Raw genomic sequence first — 14358 nt, 5'->3', positions numbered from 1 at the left:
CCCTCAGGTGGAGTAGGCGCTGTTCTCGTGCACGTAGTCGTGGGTGAGGTCATTGGTGAGGATGGTGGCCTCGGAGTCTCCGGACTTGAGATCGATGGTGACCTGCACCGTCCGGCCGGTCAGGTCCACCCCTGCACGGTCCTCGCCGATGCCGCCGCCGCGGCAGATCCACACTCCGTTGACCGCCACGTCGATCGTGGCAGGGTCGAAGGCGACGTCGGTGGTGCCCACCGCCGAGAGGATGCGGCCCCAGTTGGGGTCCTGGCCGAAGATCGCCGTCTTGAACAGGTTGGACCGCGCCACCGAGCGTCCGGCGGTCTCGGCGTCCTCCTCGCTGGCGGCGTTCACCGTGGTGATGGCGATCTCGTGGGCCGCGCCCTCGGCGTCGGCGATCAGCTGAGCGGCCAGGTCTCGGCAGACCTCCGTCAGCGCGGCCTGGAACTCGTGCAGATCGACCTCGGACTCCTGTGCCTGCGGATGCGCCCCGGAGGCCATCGCGATGACGGTGTCGTTGGTGGACATGCAGCCGTCGGAGTCGGCACGGTCGAAGCTCACCCGCACCGCCTCGCGCAGGGCGGAGTCCAGATCCTGCTGGGAGATGACCGCGTCGGTGGTGATGACCGAGAGCATGGTCGCCATGCCCGGGGCCAGCATGCCGGCGCCCTTGGCCATGCCTCCGACCACGAAGCCGGCCCCGGCGGCCTGCGCGGTCTTGGAGACGCTGTCGGTGGTCCGGATGGCGTCGGCGGCGGACGAGGCGGCGTCATCGTCATCGGCCAGGGCGGCCACGGCGGCGTCCACCCCGGGCAACAGGGCGCCCATGTCCAGCCGCTCCCCGATCAGGCCGGTGGAGCAGACCAGGACGTCCTGGGCAGAGAGGTCGAGGGCTTCGGCCACACGCTCGGCGGTGTGGTGGGTGTCGGCGAAGCCCTCCGGGCCGGTGCAGGCGTTGGCGCCTCCGGAGTTGAGCACGACGGCGTCGGCCCGGCCGTCGCTGATCGCCTGACGAGACCAGAGCACCGGTGCGGCGGCGACCCGGTTGCTGGTGAACACGGCGGCCGCGTGCCGCAGCGGGCCGACGTTGACCACCAGGGCGAGGTCGCGGCCCGCCGACTTCAGCCCGGAGGTGACCCCGGCGGCGGTGAATCCTGCGGCTGCGGTGACGCTCATGGGGAGACTCCCAACAGGTTCAGCCCGGTGGTCTCCTCGAGACCCAGGGCGATGTTCATGGACTGGACGGCACCGCCTGCGGTGCCCTTGGTGAGGTTGTCGCTGGCGGAGACCACGATGACTCGCCCGGCACGCTCGTCGACGGCCAGCTGCACGGTGACGTGGTTGGAGCCGATGACGTGTTTGGTGGCCGGCCACTGGCCCTCGGGCAACAGGTGAACGAAGGGCTCGGCCTCGTAACGGGCTGTGTAGGCCTCCCGTAGCTGGCCGGCCGTCGTCCCCTCGGCCAGCCGTGCGGTGGAGGTGGCCAGGATGCCGCGTGCCATCGGAGCCAAGGTGGGAGTGAAGGAGATCTGCACCTCGGTGCCGGCGATCCCGCCCAGGCCTTGCTCGATCTCCGGGGTGTGACGGTGGATTCCGCCCACGCCGTAGGGGCTCATCCCACCCATCGTCTCGGAGCCCAGCAGGTGGGGTCTGAGCGACTTTCCGGCCCCGGAGGTACCGGTGGCGGCGACGATGACGACGTCGGTCGGCTGGACCAGACCGGAGGCGAAGGCTGGGGCCAGACCCAGGAGGATGGTCGTGGGATAGCAGCCGGGCACGGCGATACGCCGGGCACCGGCGAGCCTCTCGCGCTGATCGGGCAGCTCAGGAAGCCCATAGGGCCAGGCCCCCTGATGCTCGGAGCCGTAGAACGCCTCCCAGGCCCCGGCCGACTCCAGGCGATGGTCCGCGGCGGCGTCGATCACCAGCACGTCATCGGCGAGCTGGGCGGCGATCTCACCGCTGGCTCCATGCGGCAGGGCGAGGAAGACGACGTCGTGGCCCGCGAGGTTCTCCGCGGTGGTCTCCAGGATGGTCTTCTCCGCGAGCGGACGCAGATGGGGCTGCACCGAGCCCAGGAGCTCGCCGGCCGAGGAGTGCGCGGTGACCGCACCGACCTCGACCTCGGGGTGGCCCGCGAGCAGGCGCAGGACTTCACCGCCTGCATAGCCGGAGGCGCCGGAGACGGCGATCGAGTAGCTCATGTCCGCCAGTCTACGCACATGTATGCAGCTTGATCAATATTTATGCATTGCTGGTCGCAGGACGCTGCGTTCTTCATGTCCAGGGGACTTCGATAGTCTGACCGCATGAACGAAAAGAACGTCTTCCCCGAGGACCTGCCCGGCGCCGCACGTGTCACGCGCGCTGACCAGGCCGGCGGACCTGAAGTGTTCACGACGGTCGAGACCCCCTTGCCCGAGCCTGGCCCGGGCCAGGTGCTGGTCGAGACGCTCGCTGCCGGGGTGAACTTCATCGAGACCTACCAGCGCAGCGGGGTCTACCCCGTGGAGTATCCTTTCGTCCCCGGCACCGAGGGCGCCGGCACCGTCATCGCCCAGGGCGACGGCACTGAGGGCCCGCAGATCGGCCAACGGGTGACCACCACCGAGGCCGCCACCGGCACCTACGCCAGCCACTTCCTGGTGGACGCCGCCAAGGCGGTCACCGTGCCCGATGACGTCTCCGACGATCAGGCGGCGGCACTGCCCCTGCAGGGAGCCACCGCGCACTACCTGATCAACTCGACCTACCGCGTGGCCCCCGGAGAGACCGTGCTCACCCACGCCGGCGCCGGCGGGGTGGGCCAGATCCTCACCCAGCTGCTCAAGGCCAAGGGGGCTCGGGTCATCACCACCACCTCCACACCGGAGAAGGCGGAGATCGCCCAGGCCGCAGGCGCCGACTATGTGCTGACCTACGACACCTTCGCCGACCAGGTGCGAGAGATCACCAAGGGCGAAGGCGTCTCGGTGGTCTACGACGGCGTCGGCAAGGACACCTTCACCGGTTCGCTGGAGAGCCTCGGAGTCCGCGGAACCCTCGTGCTCTTCGGCGGCGCCTCCGGCCAGGTCCCGCCGCTCGACCTTCAGGAGCTCAACCGGCGCGGCGGGCTCTTCGTGACCCGCCCTGCCCTGCACTGGTACCTGCGCAACGCCGAGGAGCGCGCCTGGCGGTTCTCCGAGCTGTTCAAGTCGCTCACCGACGGGGACCTGACGCTGAGCATCGGAGGCGCCTACTCGCTCTCCGAGGCCGGGCGTGCCCACGACGACCTCGAGGCACGCCGCACCACCGGCAAGCTCCTGCTGACACCCTGACCGCACGCCCGACGGGCCCTTCTGCGAGCGACGACGGCCCCTCCCCTGGTGATCCAGGGTGAGGGGCCGTCGTCGTCGGGACGTGCGCGACGGTCAGCGCTGGACGGCGCCGTGCCGCTCCGCGGCCAGGGTCACGGCCGCGCCGCGCGCCTCCGAGGCTTCGTCCGCGGTGAGGGTGCGGTCGGCGGCGCGGAAGCGTAGCGCGTAGGCCAGCGACTTCCTGCCGACCTCGACCCCCTCTCCGGAATAGACGTCGAAGAGCTCGATGGCCTCCAGGAGTTCTCCCGCGCCCTCGGAGAGCGTGGATTCCAGGTCACCGGCCGGCAGCGCCTCATCCACGATCAGCGAGACGTCCTGGGTGGACGGCGGGAACGCCGCGATCGGCTCCGCGACGATCTTCTCCGGCACGGCCGCCAGCACAGCGGAGAGGTCCAGCTCCATGGCCGCGGTGCGGGCCGGCAGGTCCCACTCCTCGGTGACCTTCGGATGCAGTTCACCGGCATAACCGACGACGGCGCCAGAGACCACCAGCTCAGCGGTGCGACCAGGATGGAAGGCCTGGTGGCGTCCCTGCCGCAGGGTCAGCTCCACACCCAGCAGCCGAGCCGCGGTGCGGGCCGCGTCGACGGCGTCGGCCCAGTCCCGGGCCCTCCCTGGCAGTCCCGGGGAGGCGGCAGGCTCGGAGCCGGTCAGCGCCACGGCCAGGTGCCAGGGCTGAGGCGGGATGCCGGCCTCGAGCGCAGCGAGCGTCTCCTCCCCCGGGCGCACACCCAGCGGAGGGATCGACGGAGCGCCCACCGTCTCACCCGGCAGATAGACCAGACCTGCCTCATAGAAGGCGAGATCGCCGAATCCGCGGGAGACGTTGCGCCGCAGAGTGTCCAGCAGACCAGGCAGCACAGTGGTGCGCAGCGTGCCCTGCTGGGAGGCGATCGGGTTCTCCAGGCGCAGCATCGCCAGCTGCCCGTCGTCCGGACGGCCGAACAGCGTGTTGGCCTCCTCAGAGTAGAAGGGGTAGCTCAGCGTCTCCGTGAACCCGGCCGCGGCCATCCCGCCGAGCACCTGACGGCGGTGCTGCTGCTCCCGGGAAAGGCCTCGGCCGGCCGGGGCGGCCGGCAGGCGTGAGGGGATCCGGTCATAGCCGATCAGCCGGGCGATCTCCTCGACCAGGTCCTCCCCGATGGTGAGGTCAGGGCGCCAGCTGGGCGGGGTGACGCGCAGCATCTGACCCTCCTCGCTCAGCTCGGCGCCGATGGCCCGCAGCGTGGAGCTGATCTGCTCCGGCGTGTACGCCACACCGGTGAGCTTCTCCGGCAGCGCCGGATCCAGCAGGATCGGCTCCGGCAGCACCGGGGCGCCCGCATCGGTGACCTCGCCCGCGTCGGTCCCGCCGGCCAGCTCCACCAGCAGGTCCACCACGCGCTGGGCGGCCAACGGCGGAAGCAGCGGGTCCACTCCGCGCTCGAATCGCTTGGAGGCCTCGGAGGGGAGCTTGTGTCGGCGCTTGCTGCGACTGACGCTGATCGGGTCGAAATGAGCGGCCTCCACGATCACTGTGGAGGTGGTGCTGTCCACCTCGGTCCGGGCCCCGCCCATCACTCCGGCGATGCCGATCGGACCGCCCTGATCGGCGATGACCAGGTCCTCGGAGTGCAGGGCGCGGACCTTCTCGTCCAGGGTGGTGAGCTGCTCCCCCGCTGCGGCCCGGCGCACTTCGATGCCGCCGTCGAGCTTGGCGGCGTCATAACAGTGGTTGGGCTGGCCCAGCTCGAGCATCACGTAGTTGGAGATGTCTACCGGAAGCGAGATGGGCCGCATCCCGGCCAGGCGCAGCCGGGCCGCCATCCATGGCGGGGTGGGTGCCTCCGGGTTGATCCCGGTGACCTTGTGTGCGACGAAGCGGCTGCAGCCGTCGACCCCGTAGATGGGTGCCTGATCGGCGAGGCTGACCTCAAGGCCGGGCTGGGCGGCGTCGTCGGTGCTGATCTGCGCGGCGGGATCGCTGAAGGGAGTCCCGGTGGCGTGGGCGTACTCGCGAGCCACCCCGCGGATGGAGAACGCGTAGCCGCGGTCCGGGGTCACGTTGATCTCCGCCGCCGCATCGGTCAGGCCGAGCAGCTCGAGGGCGTCGGAGCCGATCTCCGGATCCAGGCCCAGGGTGGAGAGCACGAGGATGCCGTCGTGGTCCTCCCCGATGCCGAGCTCCCGGACCGAGGAGATCATGCCGGCGGAGACGTGGCCGTAGGTCTTCCGGGCGCTGATCCGGAAGTCCCCGGGCAGCACCGCACCGGGCAGGGTCACCACGACCTTGTCCCCGACCTCGAAGTTGTGGGCCCCGCAGACAACGCCCTGGATGCCGTCGGGCGAGATGCCCTCACCGGTGAGGGTCTGCTCCTGGCCCTCAGGGACCACGCGGACCTGACACCAGTTGATGGTCTTGCCGTTGCTCTGCGGCTCCGGGGTCTTCTCCAGGACCTGCCCGACGACGATCGGGCCGGTGATCTCGTCGGAGGGACGGTGGACGTCCTCCTCCTCGAGACCGACGCGGACCAAGTCCGCCATGAGGTCCTCGGGCGTGGCGTCCGCCGGGAGCTGGGTGTGTTCACGAAGCCATGACAGGGGGATGCGCATGCCCTCAGACCTCCATTCCGAAGTGCTGGCTGAAGCGGACGTCGCCCTCGATCATGTCGCGCATGTCGGAGACGTCGTTGCGGAACATGAGCGTGCGCTCCACGCCCATGCCGAAGGCGAACCCGGTATGGACCTCAGGGTCCACTCCGGCGGCGCGCAGCACGTTCGGGTGGACCATGCCGCAGCCGCCCCACTCGATCCACTGCGGGCCGCCCTTGGCCCCCGGATGCCAGATGTCCATCTCGGCGCTGGGCTCGGTGAACGGGAAGAAGGAGGGGCGCAGGCGGATGGCGGCCTCGGGGCCGAACATCTGCCGGGCGAAGTGCTCCAGGGTGCCGCGCAGGTCGGCCATGGTCAGGCCCTTGTCCACGGCGAGGCCCTCGAACTGGTGGAATACGGGAGTGTGCGTGGCGTCGAGCTCATCGGTGCGGAACGTCTTCCCGGGGCAGAGCACGTAGACCGGCAGCTCACGCTCCAGCAGCGAGCGCACCTGCACCGGCGAGGTGTGGGTGCGCAGCACCAGATGCGAATCCTTGGGCTCCACGAAGAAGGTGTCCTGCATCTCGCGCGCCGGGTGGTCCGGATCGAAGTTGAGGGCATCGAAGTTGAACCACTCCGACTCGACCTCGGGCCCCTCGGCGATCTCCCAGCCCATGCCCACGAACACGTCACTGACCCGCTCCTGCAGGACGGTCAGCGGGTGACGCGCGCCGGCAGGACGGCGGCGGGGCGCGGCGGTGACGTCGACGGTCTCCTCCACGAGGATCCGCTCGGCATGATCGGCCTCCAGCACCTCGGTGCGTGCGACGAGCGCCTTCTGGATCCGGCCGCGGGCACCGCCGAGCAGCTTGCCGGCCGCCTTCTTGTCCTCCTTCGGGAGGTCCTTGATCTGCCGGTTCGCCAGCGCGATGGGGGCCTTCTCACCGCTGTGCGCGAGCCGGACCTCCTTGAGCTGCTCGAGGTCGGAGGCCTGGTCGAAGGCGGCGAAGGCGTTCTGGACGCAGGCTTCGACGGCGGCCTCGTCGAGCGGGTGCGGGACGGCGCCGTCGACGACGCCGGGCGCAGCCTCCTGCTCCCGGGTCTCCGGGCTGGTGTCAGTGCTGGACATGCTTCTCCAACTGTCAGCGGGTGGGGGCGAACCTGCTCAGTTTATGCGGTTCGCGATGGCGCTGCCGAGTCGAGTCACGGCCAGCCCTCGAACCAGTGTTCTGACAGTTTTCTCACAGACTTCTCGACTCGAACACACCTTCGATAGTGGACCAGGAAGGCTTGCAGGATCCCTAGAATACGTGTTCTAATGGCAGGGCGCGATGGGAAGCGCGACGCGCGCAGAAGCCCTCCTCACTGCTTCTGCGCGCGTCTCCCATGTCTGGGGCCTCCATCCTTGACGCGCCAGAGGTGCGGGGCCGCGTGGACACCTCGCGAACAGGTGCCCACGTCTCAGCGGATGGCGCAGCGTCTGGAGCTCGACTCCACGCAGATGCTCCACCACATCAAGGGGGCACGCGGTCGTTCCGAGGAGGAGCTGAGCAGGGCGCCCAAGCCCGGCCCGTATGGGTCCATCACGGCAGCTCCATCAGCCAGGGGTCGAACTCGACAGCCACGCCAAGGCTGAGTCATCGGGCTGGGTGAGGGTCTTCGAGAGATCGCACGTAGTCATGGAGCTGGCGAGCAACGCCTGCCATCACCGCCTCGGCTCCGGGCTGTGCAGCGGCGGTCACCCGGGACTCCGTCAGCGCGGCGATCGCCACCACTGCACCATCGGCATGCTCCACCACGCCGATCTCGTGACGAAGGTTCAACTGCGTGCCGGTCTTCGACGACCAGCGACTCGCATCGGAGGCGAAATCTGGCGTCAGACGGTGACGATGGACGTTCGCGCCCATGAGGTCCCGCATACGACCTGCGACCCATGGGTCAAGCAATGAGGGGCCTCGTGACGACGGGGACCCTGCGGGCGAGAGGGCCGTCCAGACCGTGTCGAGCATGTCCACCAGCCCTCGCGCCGAACCCACGTTCGTGCGGTCGACGTCGAACTGCTCAAGTCGGTGACCACCTCCTTCAGTGCGCTTCTCAATCGCCAAGGCATGAGCCAGATCAGCGTCCTCCGGCGAAAGCACCTCGGCGGGCGTGCGAGTGAGCGGCGAGAGACCCTCCCGCACAGTGATCGAGCCGATGTTCCATCGCCCGAGGGCAGCCATCACGTCAGGAGGGGTGACCAATCCGAACAGCGCGTCGGCCGCAGCATTGTCGCTGAGAGAGACCGCCAGCGAGAGCGCATCTTCGACCGCGATGTCGGCGACGTGCTGAAACCTCGTGATCCCTGTGGGACCAGGCACTGTGATGCGCCCAGGCCGAACGTGCAGTCGGCTGGCAGGATCGAGTGTCCCGAGTCGGATGTTCTCCAGAACTGCCAACCCCAGCGGCACTTTCACCAAAGAGGCCAAGGGCAGCGGCAGATCAGGCTCGACGCTGAGCTCCTCGCCGGTCGAAAGGTCTCTGACGAGGTATGAACCTCTCAGGCCCGCTCGTTCGAGCTGGCCGCGCAGGTCATCCGTCAAAGCCGCGGCGGGTATGTCAGCATTCGTAGGCACACTATGAAGATACGCCGTCCATCATGGTATTAGCATCGCCGACTCCCAGCGCTTGGCCGATCGGCTCACGGAGTGACTCAGCGAGTCCCCCGGGGTCACTGCCAGAGACGCCACGAAGGGCGTATGTGCGTTCAAACGCGCCGACGGCGATAGCGCGCCAGTGAAGTCCGAACTCAGCGGCCTGTCGGGACGAACACATCACCAGGTCCCCCGAGGCGAGTGTCTCGGTGACAGCGCCGGTCAGGGTCGATGCCAGCTGCACCTGGGAGGGAGCCAATCCGACTGCGTCTCGGAGGCGCAGGAAGCGGTCCCGGGTCGTCGCTACGTCGTCCTCGGGCTGCAGCCAGATTCGCCGTGCCACGCCTGCGGGGCTGTGGCGTCGAGCCCTCAACGTATCGAGATGGACAGGACGGGAGCCTTCATCGTGGCCCGAGGCCAGCCCCAACGGCACAGTCCAGTGTGCTTGATCCGGTGCGACAGCGATGAGCGCGACCTCGACGTCGTGGGTGCGCAACTGTTCAGCCCGGTCGGCGGGGTCTGCCTGGTGCAGGTCCAAGACCACGCCTGCTTCTTTGCTCGTCTTCCCCAATTCCGCGAGGTCTCTTACTGTGCAGATCGCTGGTACGGCGCATCGTACGGGAGCCTCGCGGGCATGTGCGGCGTCGCGGCGCAAGGAATCGGCAAGGTGGACCAGCCGCCGGGCTCGGGGCAACAGCTTGACGCCGAAAGGGGTGGGAGCGGCTCGACGACCTGAGCGGTCGATCAGTCGGGCGCCGAGCTCACGTTCCAGAGCGGCGACCCGTCGACTGGCAACTGATTGAGGTATCTGGGCCACGGCAGCACCGATCGTGAAGCTGCCCATGTCGCTGACGCTGACGAAGGCGCGACAGGCCGCCAAGAAGTCCATCCCCACATCGTATGCCGTTTCAGCATCATTATGGTGCTTTCGTGCTTGGACGGCATGAGACCTCGTACTGCACGCTGAAAATCGCTCGATCCGCATCTCGCTGATCAGTTGAACCCGTAAGGAGACCCCATGACTTCCCCCAGCCTTCGACGCCTCAGTGCTTTCGGCATGTTCGCGCCTGTGGCGTTTCTGATGGCCGCATGTTCTGGCGCCGCACCCGACGACGCCACCTCGTCGGCGAGTCCTTCCCCAGAGCAGACACCGATCGTGGACAGTTTCGAGGAGCTGGAGTCGCGTTTCGATGCCACCCTCGGCGTCTATGCCGTTGACACCGCTACCGGTGAAGAAGTGACCTGGCGTGAGGATGAGCGGTTCGCCTATACCTCCACGATCAAGGCGATCGCCGCTGGCGCGGTCCTGGACGACGTCGGCGTCGCCGGACTCGAGACAGAGATTCCCGTCGAGGAAGAGGACATCGTGCCCCACTCTCCGGTCACCGAGAACCATGTCGGTCAGACGATGACTCTCGGAGAGATCGCGGAGGCCGCTGTGACGGTGAGTGACAACGCGGCTGCCAACTTCCTCTTCGATGCGCTCGGCGGTCCTGGCCAGCTCGACGCTGCCCTGGAGGATTTGGGCGATGACGTCACTGAGGTGGTACGTCGTGAGCCCGATCTCAATGAGGCGACTCCAGGTGATGACCGGGATACCACCACGGCTCGTGCGATCACAGGCGATCTGCGGGAGTACCTCTTCGGCACGGTCTTGGATGACGAGGAGAAGTCTCAGCTCGGCGAGTGGTTGATCGACAGTGAAACCGGCGGCACTCTCATCCGCGCCAATCTTCCTTCCGACTGGACCATCGGGGACAAATCTGGAAACGGCGGCTATGCGAGTCGCGGCAACGTCGCGGTGATCTGGCCTACCGATGGTGATCCGATCGTGATGGCGGTCCTGTCCTCACGCGATGAAGCGGACGCCGAACACGATGACCAACTCATCGCCGAGGCAGCCGAGGTGGCCATCTCCCAGCTTCGCTGACGATGCTCCACGTTCTGTCCCACGAACCTCGCCGAGGTGGGTTCTGGCTTCGGCCTGCCTCGGCGAGGACGCTGTCGCAAGAACCTGCGCCGATTCTCGGTATGGCCCGCGGCTATACACCGACCACCTGAACTGCTTCTCGAGACAGGCAGAAGCCCTCCTCACTGCTTCTGCGAGCGTCTCCCATGTCCGGGGTCTCCATCCTTGATGTGCTGGTTCTGTCGCCGGGGCGTGACGCAGGATCCCCTGAAGAAGAACTACAGCCCCCAGCAACTCACTCCGGCTGCGTCACAAGTTCCCCACACCTGACGAGATCGCCCGGCACCGCGCGTCTCGACGTTGATGGTCACCCCGACGAGTCAGTCGCCTGAACCGCGGAATCAGCGACGGCCCTCGAGGTTAGTCATCACGAGCCTGAGAAGTCGACGCGAAAAACTGAACTGACAACATCGTCAAGATGGATGATGAAACAATGGACGCTGACGCTCTCGAGGACACTCGACTGGGGCTCGGTACATTGCGGACCCCAGGGGGCGAAGAACCGGCGCAGAAAGTCCGGATGCCACGCACCTGATGGGCGTCGAGCTTCGCTTCGAAGATGACAACACCCCCGGCGGAACCGTCTCACGCATGGGATGACAGATACCGAAAGGTAAGCATCATGAATCGTATTTCAGACCAGGACTGGCTTCCCCGTGCCGGCCTCGGCGTGACCGCCCTGGCGGCTCTGACCCTCACTGGCTGCGCTTCCGGTGAGGATCTTGAGCTCGAAGACGACGAATCGACGAGCCACGACGAAGGTGCCGAGGAGGCTGGGGAGACCGCCGATCCCCAGGGCGCCGCTGATGAGGATGGCGCAGGGGTCGACGAAGAAGACCTGGATGCTGATCCCACGGGTGCGGCTGAAGGCGATGGGACGCCCCCGAAGAGGACGACACCGCATCAGCCGGGCCGCTCGACCCCGACGACGCCATCGAGGCCATTGCCTACGAGGTGCCGGGAGAGAGCAGCTCCACGATCGACGTCGGCCTCCATGATCTGCGTGTCGAGGATGACGTGATGCTGCTGGAGCTCTCATTCACAGGGGATTTCGCCGGCGACGACGCCAAGAACATCTACACCATGTTCAGCAGAACTGCTGTCTACCCAGAACTGAACGACCGGGAGAACCTCACGCAGTACACCGTGATCGGCGACAGTCACAACCGATGGGCGACGGATTCCACCAACTCAGGAGTTCAGTACGAGAGTGGCCAGACCGCACCCTATTGGGCCTATTACCCAGCGCCGGTGGATGATATCGAAACCATCGCCGTCACAGTCGTCCCCGGTGCAGTGGAGTTCGAGGACGTGGAGATCGACTGGGATGGGAATGAGCATTCCGATGTCGAGGATGGTGAGTGACGATGACTGCACAGACACCCGGCCTGCGCGTCCTGCCCCTCCTGACCGCCTGGGCCGTCACCGGCCTGCTATCTGTCAGCACCTTGCCGGCAGCTGCGGCGCAGATGGACGACCACGAGCCTCCGCCCGAGCCCGAGGGCGGAGTTTCACAAGGAGACCTCGATGCGTCGATCCATGTCTGGGACGTCACAGACAACATCATCGATTTGGGGCAGAACGAGGACGAGGATGACGTCGTCGTCCTCGAGACCGACCTCCTCTTCGCCTCCAATGCGTGGGAGCTGACGAACAGGGCCAGCGCGCGGATCACTGAGCTCATCGAGGAGATCGCCGAGGGAGCCTCGGTAGAGGTACAGGGCCACACAGACTCACGCCCGGTGGATGAGGCTCGATACGGCTTCGACAACCAGGAGCTCTCAGAGAACCGCGCGCAGGCGGTGGCCGAGGTGCTCGAGGAAGGGCGGTCCGACCTCAGCTTGGACGTGGAGGGCTTCGGCGCCTCCGAACCCGCGGTCACCGAAGACCCAGACGACCCCAGCACCTACGCCGACAACCGCCGAGTAGAGATCCGCTACAGCTGAGGGGGTACGGGTGGCGGCGTGCCTCGAGATCACCTCTCCGGAAGAGCATCTGTTCAGCACATCGTGGCTGGAGTCGGCCTCCGTGTGCCGCGCGTTGAGACGCCGAAAGTTGGCTGGACGGCAGGAAAAGCAGCTCCTCTTGATCTGGTCTCGGAGACTGTCAACCTCTCTCCGTCTCCGCTGCCCGGTCACCATCAGCTGATGACGCGTCGCAGCAGCTCCTCCACGATGGGCCGGTCCGCCGGAATCCAGGGGCGATCGAGCAGGCCGGCAGTCAACGGCGCCCAGTCCAACCGATCATGGTCCTGCAGCGGCCAGGGCTCACCTTCAAGGATCTCACCCAGGTACAGGCGCATCACGGCCGTGCCGGTGAGCCTCCACCCCAGATCAGGCAGGTATGCCTCGTCCTGTCCGTCGACCTCTTCGCCGAGGGCCACTCGAATGCCGAGCTCCTCAGCGATCTCACGATGCACGGCCTCCACCGGGCCCTCCCCCGGCTCCAGCTTGCCGCCCGGGAACTCCCACAGGCGCCTGACCGGCTCCGGCTGGGTCCGTCGGGCGACCAGCATCTCAGCGGGGCCGCGATCGGGGCGACGGATCAGTGCCGCCGCAACGATGGTCTTGACCTGAAGCGCCGACCTCACACTGACTCGGCCAGCGTCTTCAGCCGACTGATCGACGCGGCGAGCATGTCCGACGAGGTGCTGCGGGCTCGCTCGACGCGGGCCGGGTCGGTGAGCTGCGACCAGTCATAGGTGTGCGTCACCTCCACTGCGCCCGACGGCAGCGTGGCAAGCGACCAGCGCCAGAGGTGTCCGGCCGGCGGCTCCCCCATGGTGGCGGGCTTCCAGGCGACGAGCTCACCTTCGAGGAACTCCACCACGTGGTTCTCCCGCGTCTTGCCGTTGGTGAGCGTCATGCGGAAGACGTCACCCACCCCGGTGACACGCTGGTCCCGCTCAGCGTGGGAGAGGTTGCTGTTGCCGTCCCACTCGGCTTGCCGTGCCGGGTCGGCGATGAGTTCGAAGATCGCGGAGGCAGGAGCGTCGATGACGTCGTGGGCGGTCACGACGCGCCCGCAGTGGTCTGGATCGTAGGCCAGGTCCTCGGCACCGTTCTCCCCATAGGCGGCACACTCACGTGGCGCCCCGGGGACTCCGCCGTCTCTGTCAGCACGCTGTTCTGCGCTCATGGGATCCAGAGTACGCGAAGCGATCGGTAAGGTGTCGGCCCATGGGAGATTTTGACGAGCTGAGGACCTGGGCCGCAGGCTTGCTGATGGGAGAGGTAGCGGCACTGCGCGCCACCGCTGCTGAGGACCTTCCGATCCTCGCTGAATGGTGGAATCAGCCTGATGTCGCCCTGTTCCAACAGCCCCGGATCGTCCAGCAGCCCCGCGCACAGGTGGAGGAACTCTTCACCACGTGGTCGCGGAACGACTCTCCGGGCGCCGTCGGCTACACCGTGACCCGCGCCCACGACGGCGAAGTGGCCGGTCACGTCTCTCTGCACAGCCTCACCGTCCCTGCCCGGATCGCGACGCTGGGGATCGTGCTCGGTCCCCCGGCCCAAGGGCAAGGACTCGGCGAAGAGGCCGTCAGCCTCATGCTGCGCCTGGCCTTCGATGAGATGGGTGCCAGGAAAGTCGAGTTGAAGGTCTTCTCCTTCAACGATCGTGCGAAGCGCCTCTACGACAAGCTCGGGTTCTGCGTCGAGGGGCGCCGCCGCGAAGCCGTCCTGCACGGGGGCCGATTCCATGACGAGATCTCCATGGGTCTGCTGGAGCCGGAGTATCGGGCCTGGTCGCAAGACTGATCCGCGGCTACGCTATTGATGGCACTGTCGTCGACCACGAGGTGACCGGTGAAGTCCTGACGTCTGAGACCTGC

14 protein-coding genes are annotated in these 14358 nt (G+C 67.2%); 5 read left to right on the top strand and 9 right to left on the bottom strand.

The features are described 5' to 3' along the window. Positions 1-3: 3 nt before the first annotated feature. Positions 4-1170, bottom strand: coding sequence for a bifunctional glutamate N-acetyltransferase/amino-acid acetyltransferase ArgJ (gene argJ, locus ODE13_RS14780; RefSeq protein ID WP_322479944.1), 1167 nt, complete (start codon positions 1168-1170; stop codon positions 4-6). Further along, positions 1167-2198, bottom strand: a complete 1032-nt coding sequence (argC, locus tag ODE13_RS14775; RefSeq protein ID WP_322479943.1) for an N-acetyl-gamma-glutamyl-phosphate reductase — start codon at positions 2196-2198, stop codon at positions 1167-1169. The genes argJ and argC overlap by 4 nt, the downstream gene beginning before the upstream one ends. A gap of 105 nt (positions 2199-2303) precedes the next feature. Here argC and ODE13_RS14770 point away from each other — a divergent pair, with 105 nt between their 5' ends. Then, positions 2304-3311, top strand: a complete 1008-nt coding sequence (locus tag ODE13_RS14770; protein WP_322479942.1) for a quinone oxidoreductase — start codon at positions 2304-2306, stop codon at positions 3309-3311. 93 nt (positions 3312-3404) lie between these two features. Here ODE13_RS14770 and pheT read toward each other — a convergent pair whose 3' ends face one another. From pheT to ODE13_RS14750, 4 genes are all read right to left on the bottom strand, one after another. Further along, positions 3405-5942: a phenylalanine--tRNA ligase subunit beta gene (gene pheT / locus ODE13_RS14765; protein WP_322479941.1), complete on the bottom strand. Its 2538-nt coding sequence runs from the start codon at positions 5940-5942 to the stop codon at positions 3405-3407. A 4-nt stretch (positions 5943-5946) separates the two neighbouring features. Next, on the bottom strand, positions 5947-7050 hold the full coding sequence (pheS, locus tag ODE13_RS14760; RefSeq protein ID WP_322479940.1) for a phenylalanine--tRNA ligase subunit alpha: 1104 nt from the start codon (positions 7048-7050) through the stop codon (positions 5947-5949). Between the two features lie 508 nt (positions 7051-7558). Beyond that, the gene (locus tag ODE13_RS14755) at positions 7559-8503 is read right to left on the bottom strand and encodes a serine hydrolase (RefSeq protein ID WP_322479939.1); all 945 of its coding nucleotides are present in this window, start codon (positions 8501-8503) and stop codon (positions 7559-7561) included. Between the two features lie 34 nt (positions 8504-8537). Then, positions 8538-9443, bottom strand: a complete 906-nt coding sequence (locus tag ODE13_RS14750) for a LysR family transcriptional regulator (protein ID WP_322479938.1) — start codon at positions 9441-9443, stop codon at positions 8538-8540. Positions 9444-9710: 267 nt separating this feature from the next. On the opposite strand from ODE13_RS14750, the gene bla reads away from it, so the two are divergent. Further along, positions 9711-10484, top strand: coding sequence for a class A beta-lactamase (bla, locus tag ODE13_RS14745; RefSeq protein WP_322479937.1), 774 nt, complete (start codon positions 9711-9713; stop codon positions 10482-10484). Positions 10485-11157: 673 nt separating this feature from the next. On the opposite strand, the gene ODE13_RS14740 is transcribed toward bla, so the two are convergent. Next, the gene (locus tag ODE13_RS14740; protein ID WP_322479936.1) at positions 11158-11427 is read right to left on the bottom strand and encodes a hypothetical protein; all 270 of its coding nucleotides are present in this window, start codon (positions 11425-11427) and stop codon (positions 11158-11160) included. Between the two features lie 116 nt (positions 11428-11543). Between ODE13_RS14740 and ODE13_RS14735 the strand changes: the two genes are divergently transcribed. Next, the gene (locus ODE13_RS14735; protein WP_322479935.1) at positions 11544-11888 is read left to right on the top strand and encodes a hypothetical protein; all 345 of its coding nucleotides are present in this window, start codon (positions 11544-11546) and stop codon (positions 11886-11888) included. 2 nt (positions 11889-11890) lie between these two features. Next, entirely contained in the window at positions 11891-12469 is a 579-nt protein-coding gene (locus ODE13_RS14730; protein WP_322479934.1) for an OmpA family protein, read from the top strand. Positions 12470-12663: 194 nt separating this feature from the next. On the opposite strand, the gene ODE13_RS14725 is transcribed toward ODE13_RS14730, so the two are convergent. Beyond that, positions 12664-13113, bottom strand: a complete 450-nt coding sequence (locus ODE13_RS14725) for an NUDIX domain-containing protein (protein ID WP_322479933.1) — start codon at positions 13111-13113, stop codon at positions 12664-12666. Beyond that, the gene (locus tag ODE13_RS14720; RefSeq protein ID WP_322479932.1) at positions 13110-13661 is read right to left on the bottom strand and encodes an SRPBCC family protein; all 552 of its coding nucleotides are present in this window, start codon (positions 13659-13661) and stop codon (positions 13110-13112) included. Before ODE13_RS14720 ends, ODE13_RS14725 begins: the two co-directional genes overlap by 4 nt. A gap of 41 nt (positions 13662-13702) precedes the next feature. On the opposite strand from ODE13_RS14720, the gene ODE13_RS14715 reads away from it, so the two are divergent. Further along, the gene (locus ODE13_RS14715) at positions 13703-14284 is read left to right on the top strand and encodes a GNAT family protein (protein WP_322479931.1); all 582 of its coding nucleotides are present in this window, start codon (positions 13703-13705) and stop codon (positions 14282-14284) included. The last annotated feature ends 74 nt before the right edge of the window (positions 14285-14358 follow it).

Source organism: Nesterenkonia sp. HG001, from assembly GCF_034438835.1.
GTDB classification, from domain to species: Bacteria; Actinomycetota; Actinomycetes; order Actinomycetales; family Micrococcaceae; genus Nesterenkonia; species Nesterenkonia xinjiangensis.
The sequence above is the reverse complement of the archived record's forward strand: the minus strand, read 5'-3'. Positions and strand labels throughout refer to the sequence as shown.

Bases quoted from the DNA above. Each gene is read 5' to 3' on its own strand.
- ODE13_RS14735 (WP_322479935.1), top strand. From the start codon at position 11,544: ATGCTGCTGGAGCTCTCATTCACAGGGGATTTCGCCGGCGACGACGCC.
- ODE13_RS14720 (WP_322479932.1), bottom strand. From the start codon at position 13,661: ATGAGCGCAGAACAGCGTGCTGACAGAGACGGCGGAGTCCCCGGGGCG.
- ODE13_RS14730 (WP_322479934.1), top strand. From the start codon at position 11,891: ATGACTGCACAGACACCCGGCCTGCGCGTCCTGCCCCTCCTGACCGCC.
- ODE13_RS14750 (WP_322479938.1), bottom strand. From the start codon at position 9,443: ATGGACTTCTTGGCGGCCTGTCGCGCCTTCGTCAGCGTCAGCGACATG.
- ODE13_RS14740 (WP_322479936.1), bottom strand. From the start codon at position 11,427: ATGCGGTGTCGTCCTCTTCGGGGGCGTCCCATCGCCTTCAGCCGCACC.
- pheS (WP_322479940.1), bottom strand. From the start codon at position 7,050: ATGTCCAGCACTGACACCAGCCCGGAGACCCGGGAGCAGGAGGCTGCG.
- argJ (WP_322479944.1), bottom strand. From the start codon at position 1,170: ATGAGCGTCACCGCAGCCGCAGGATTCACCGCCGCCGGGGTCACCTCC.
- ODE13_RS14770 (WP_322479942.1), top strand. From the start codon at position 2,304: ATGAACGAAAAGAACGTCTTCCCCGAGGACCTGCCCGGCGCCGCACGT.
- pheT (WP_322479941.1), bottom strand. From the start codon at position 5,942: ATGCGCATCCCCCTGTCATGGCTTCGTGAACACACCCAGCTCCCGGCG.
- ODE13_RS14715 (WP_322479931.1), top strand. From the start codon at position 13,703: ATGGGAGATTTTGACGAGCTGAGGACCTGGGCCGCAGGCTTGCTGATG.
- argC (WP_322479943.1), bottom strand. From the start codon at position 2,198: ATGAGCTACTCGATCGCCGTCTCCGGCGCCTCCGGCTATGCAGGCGGT.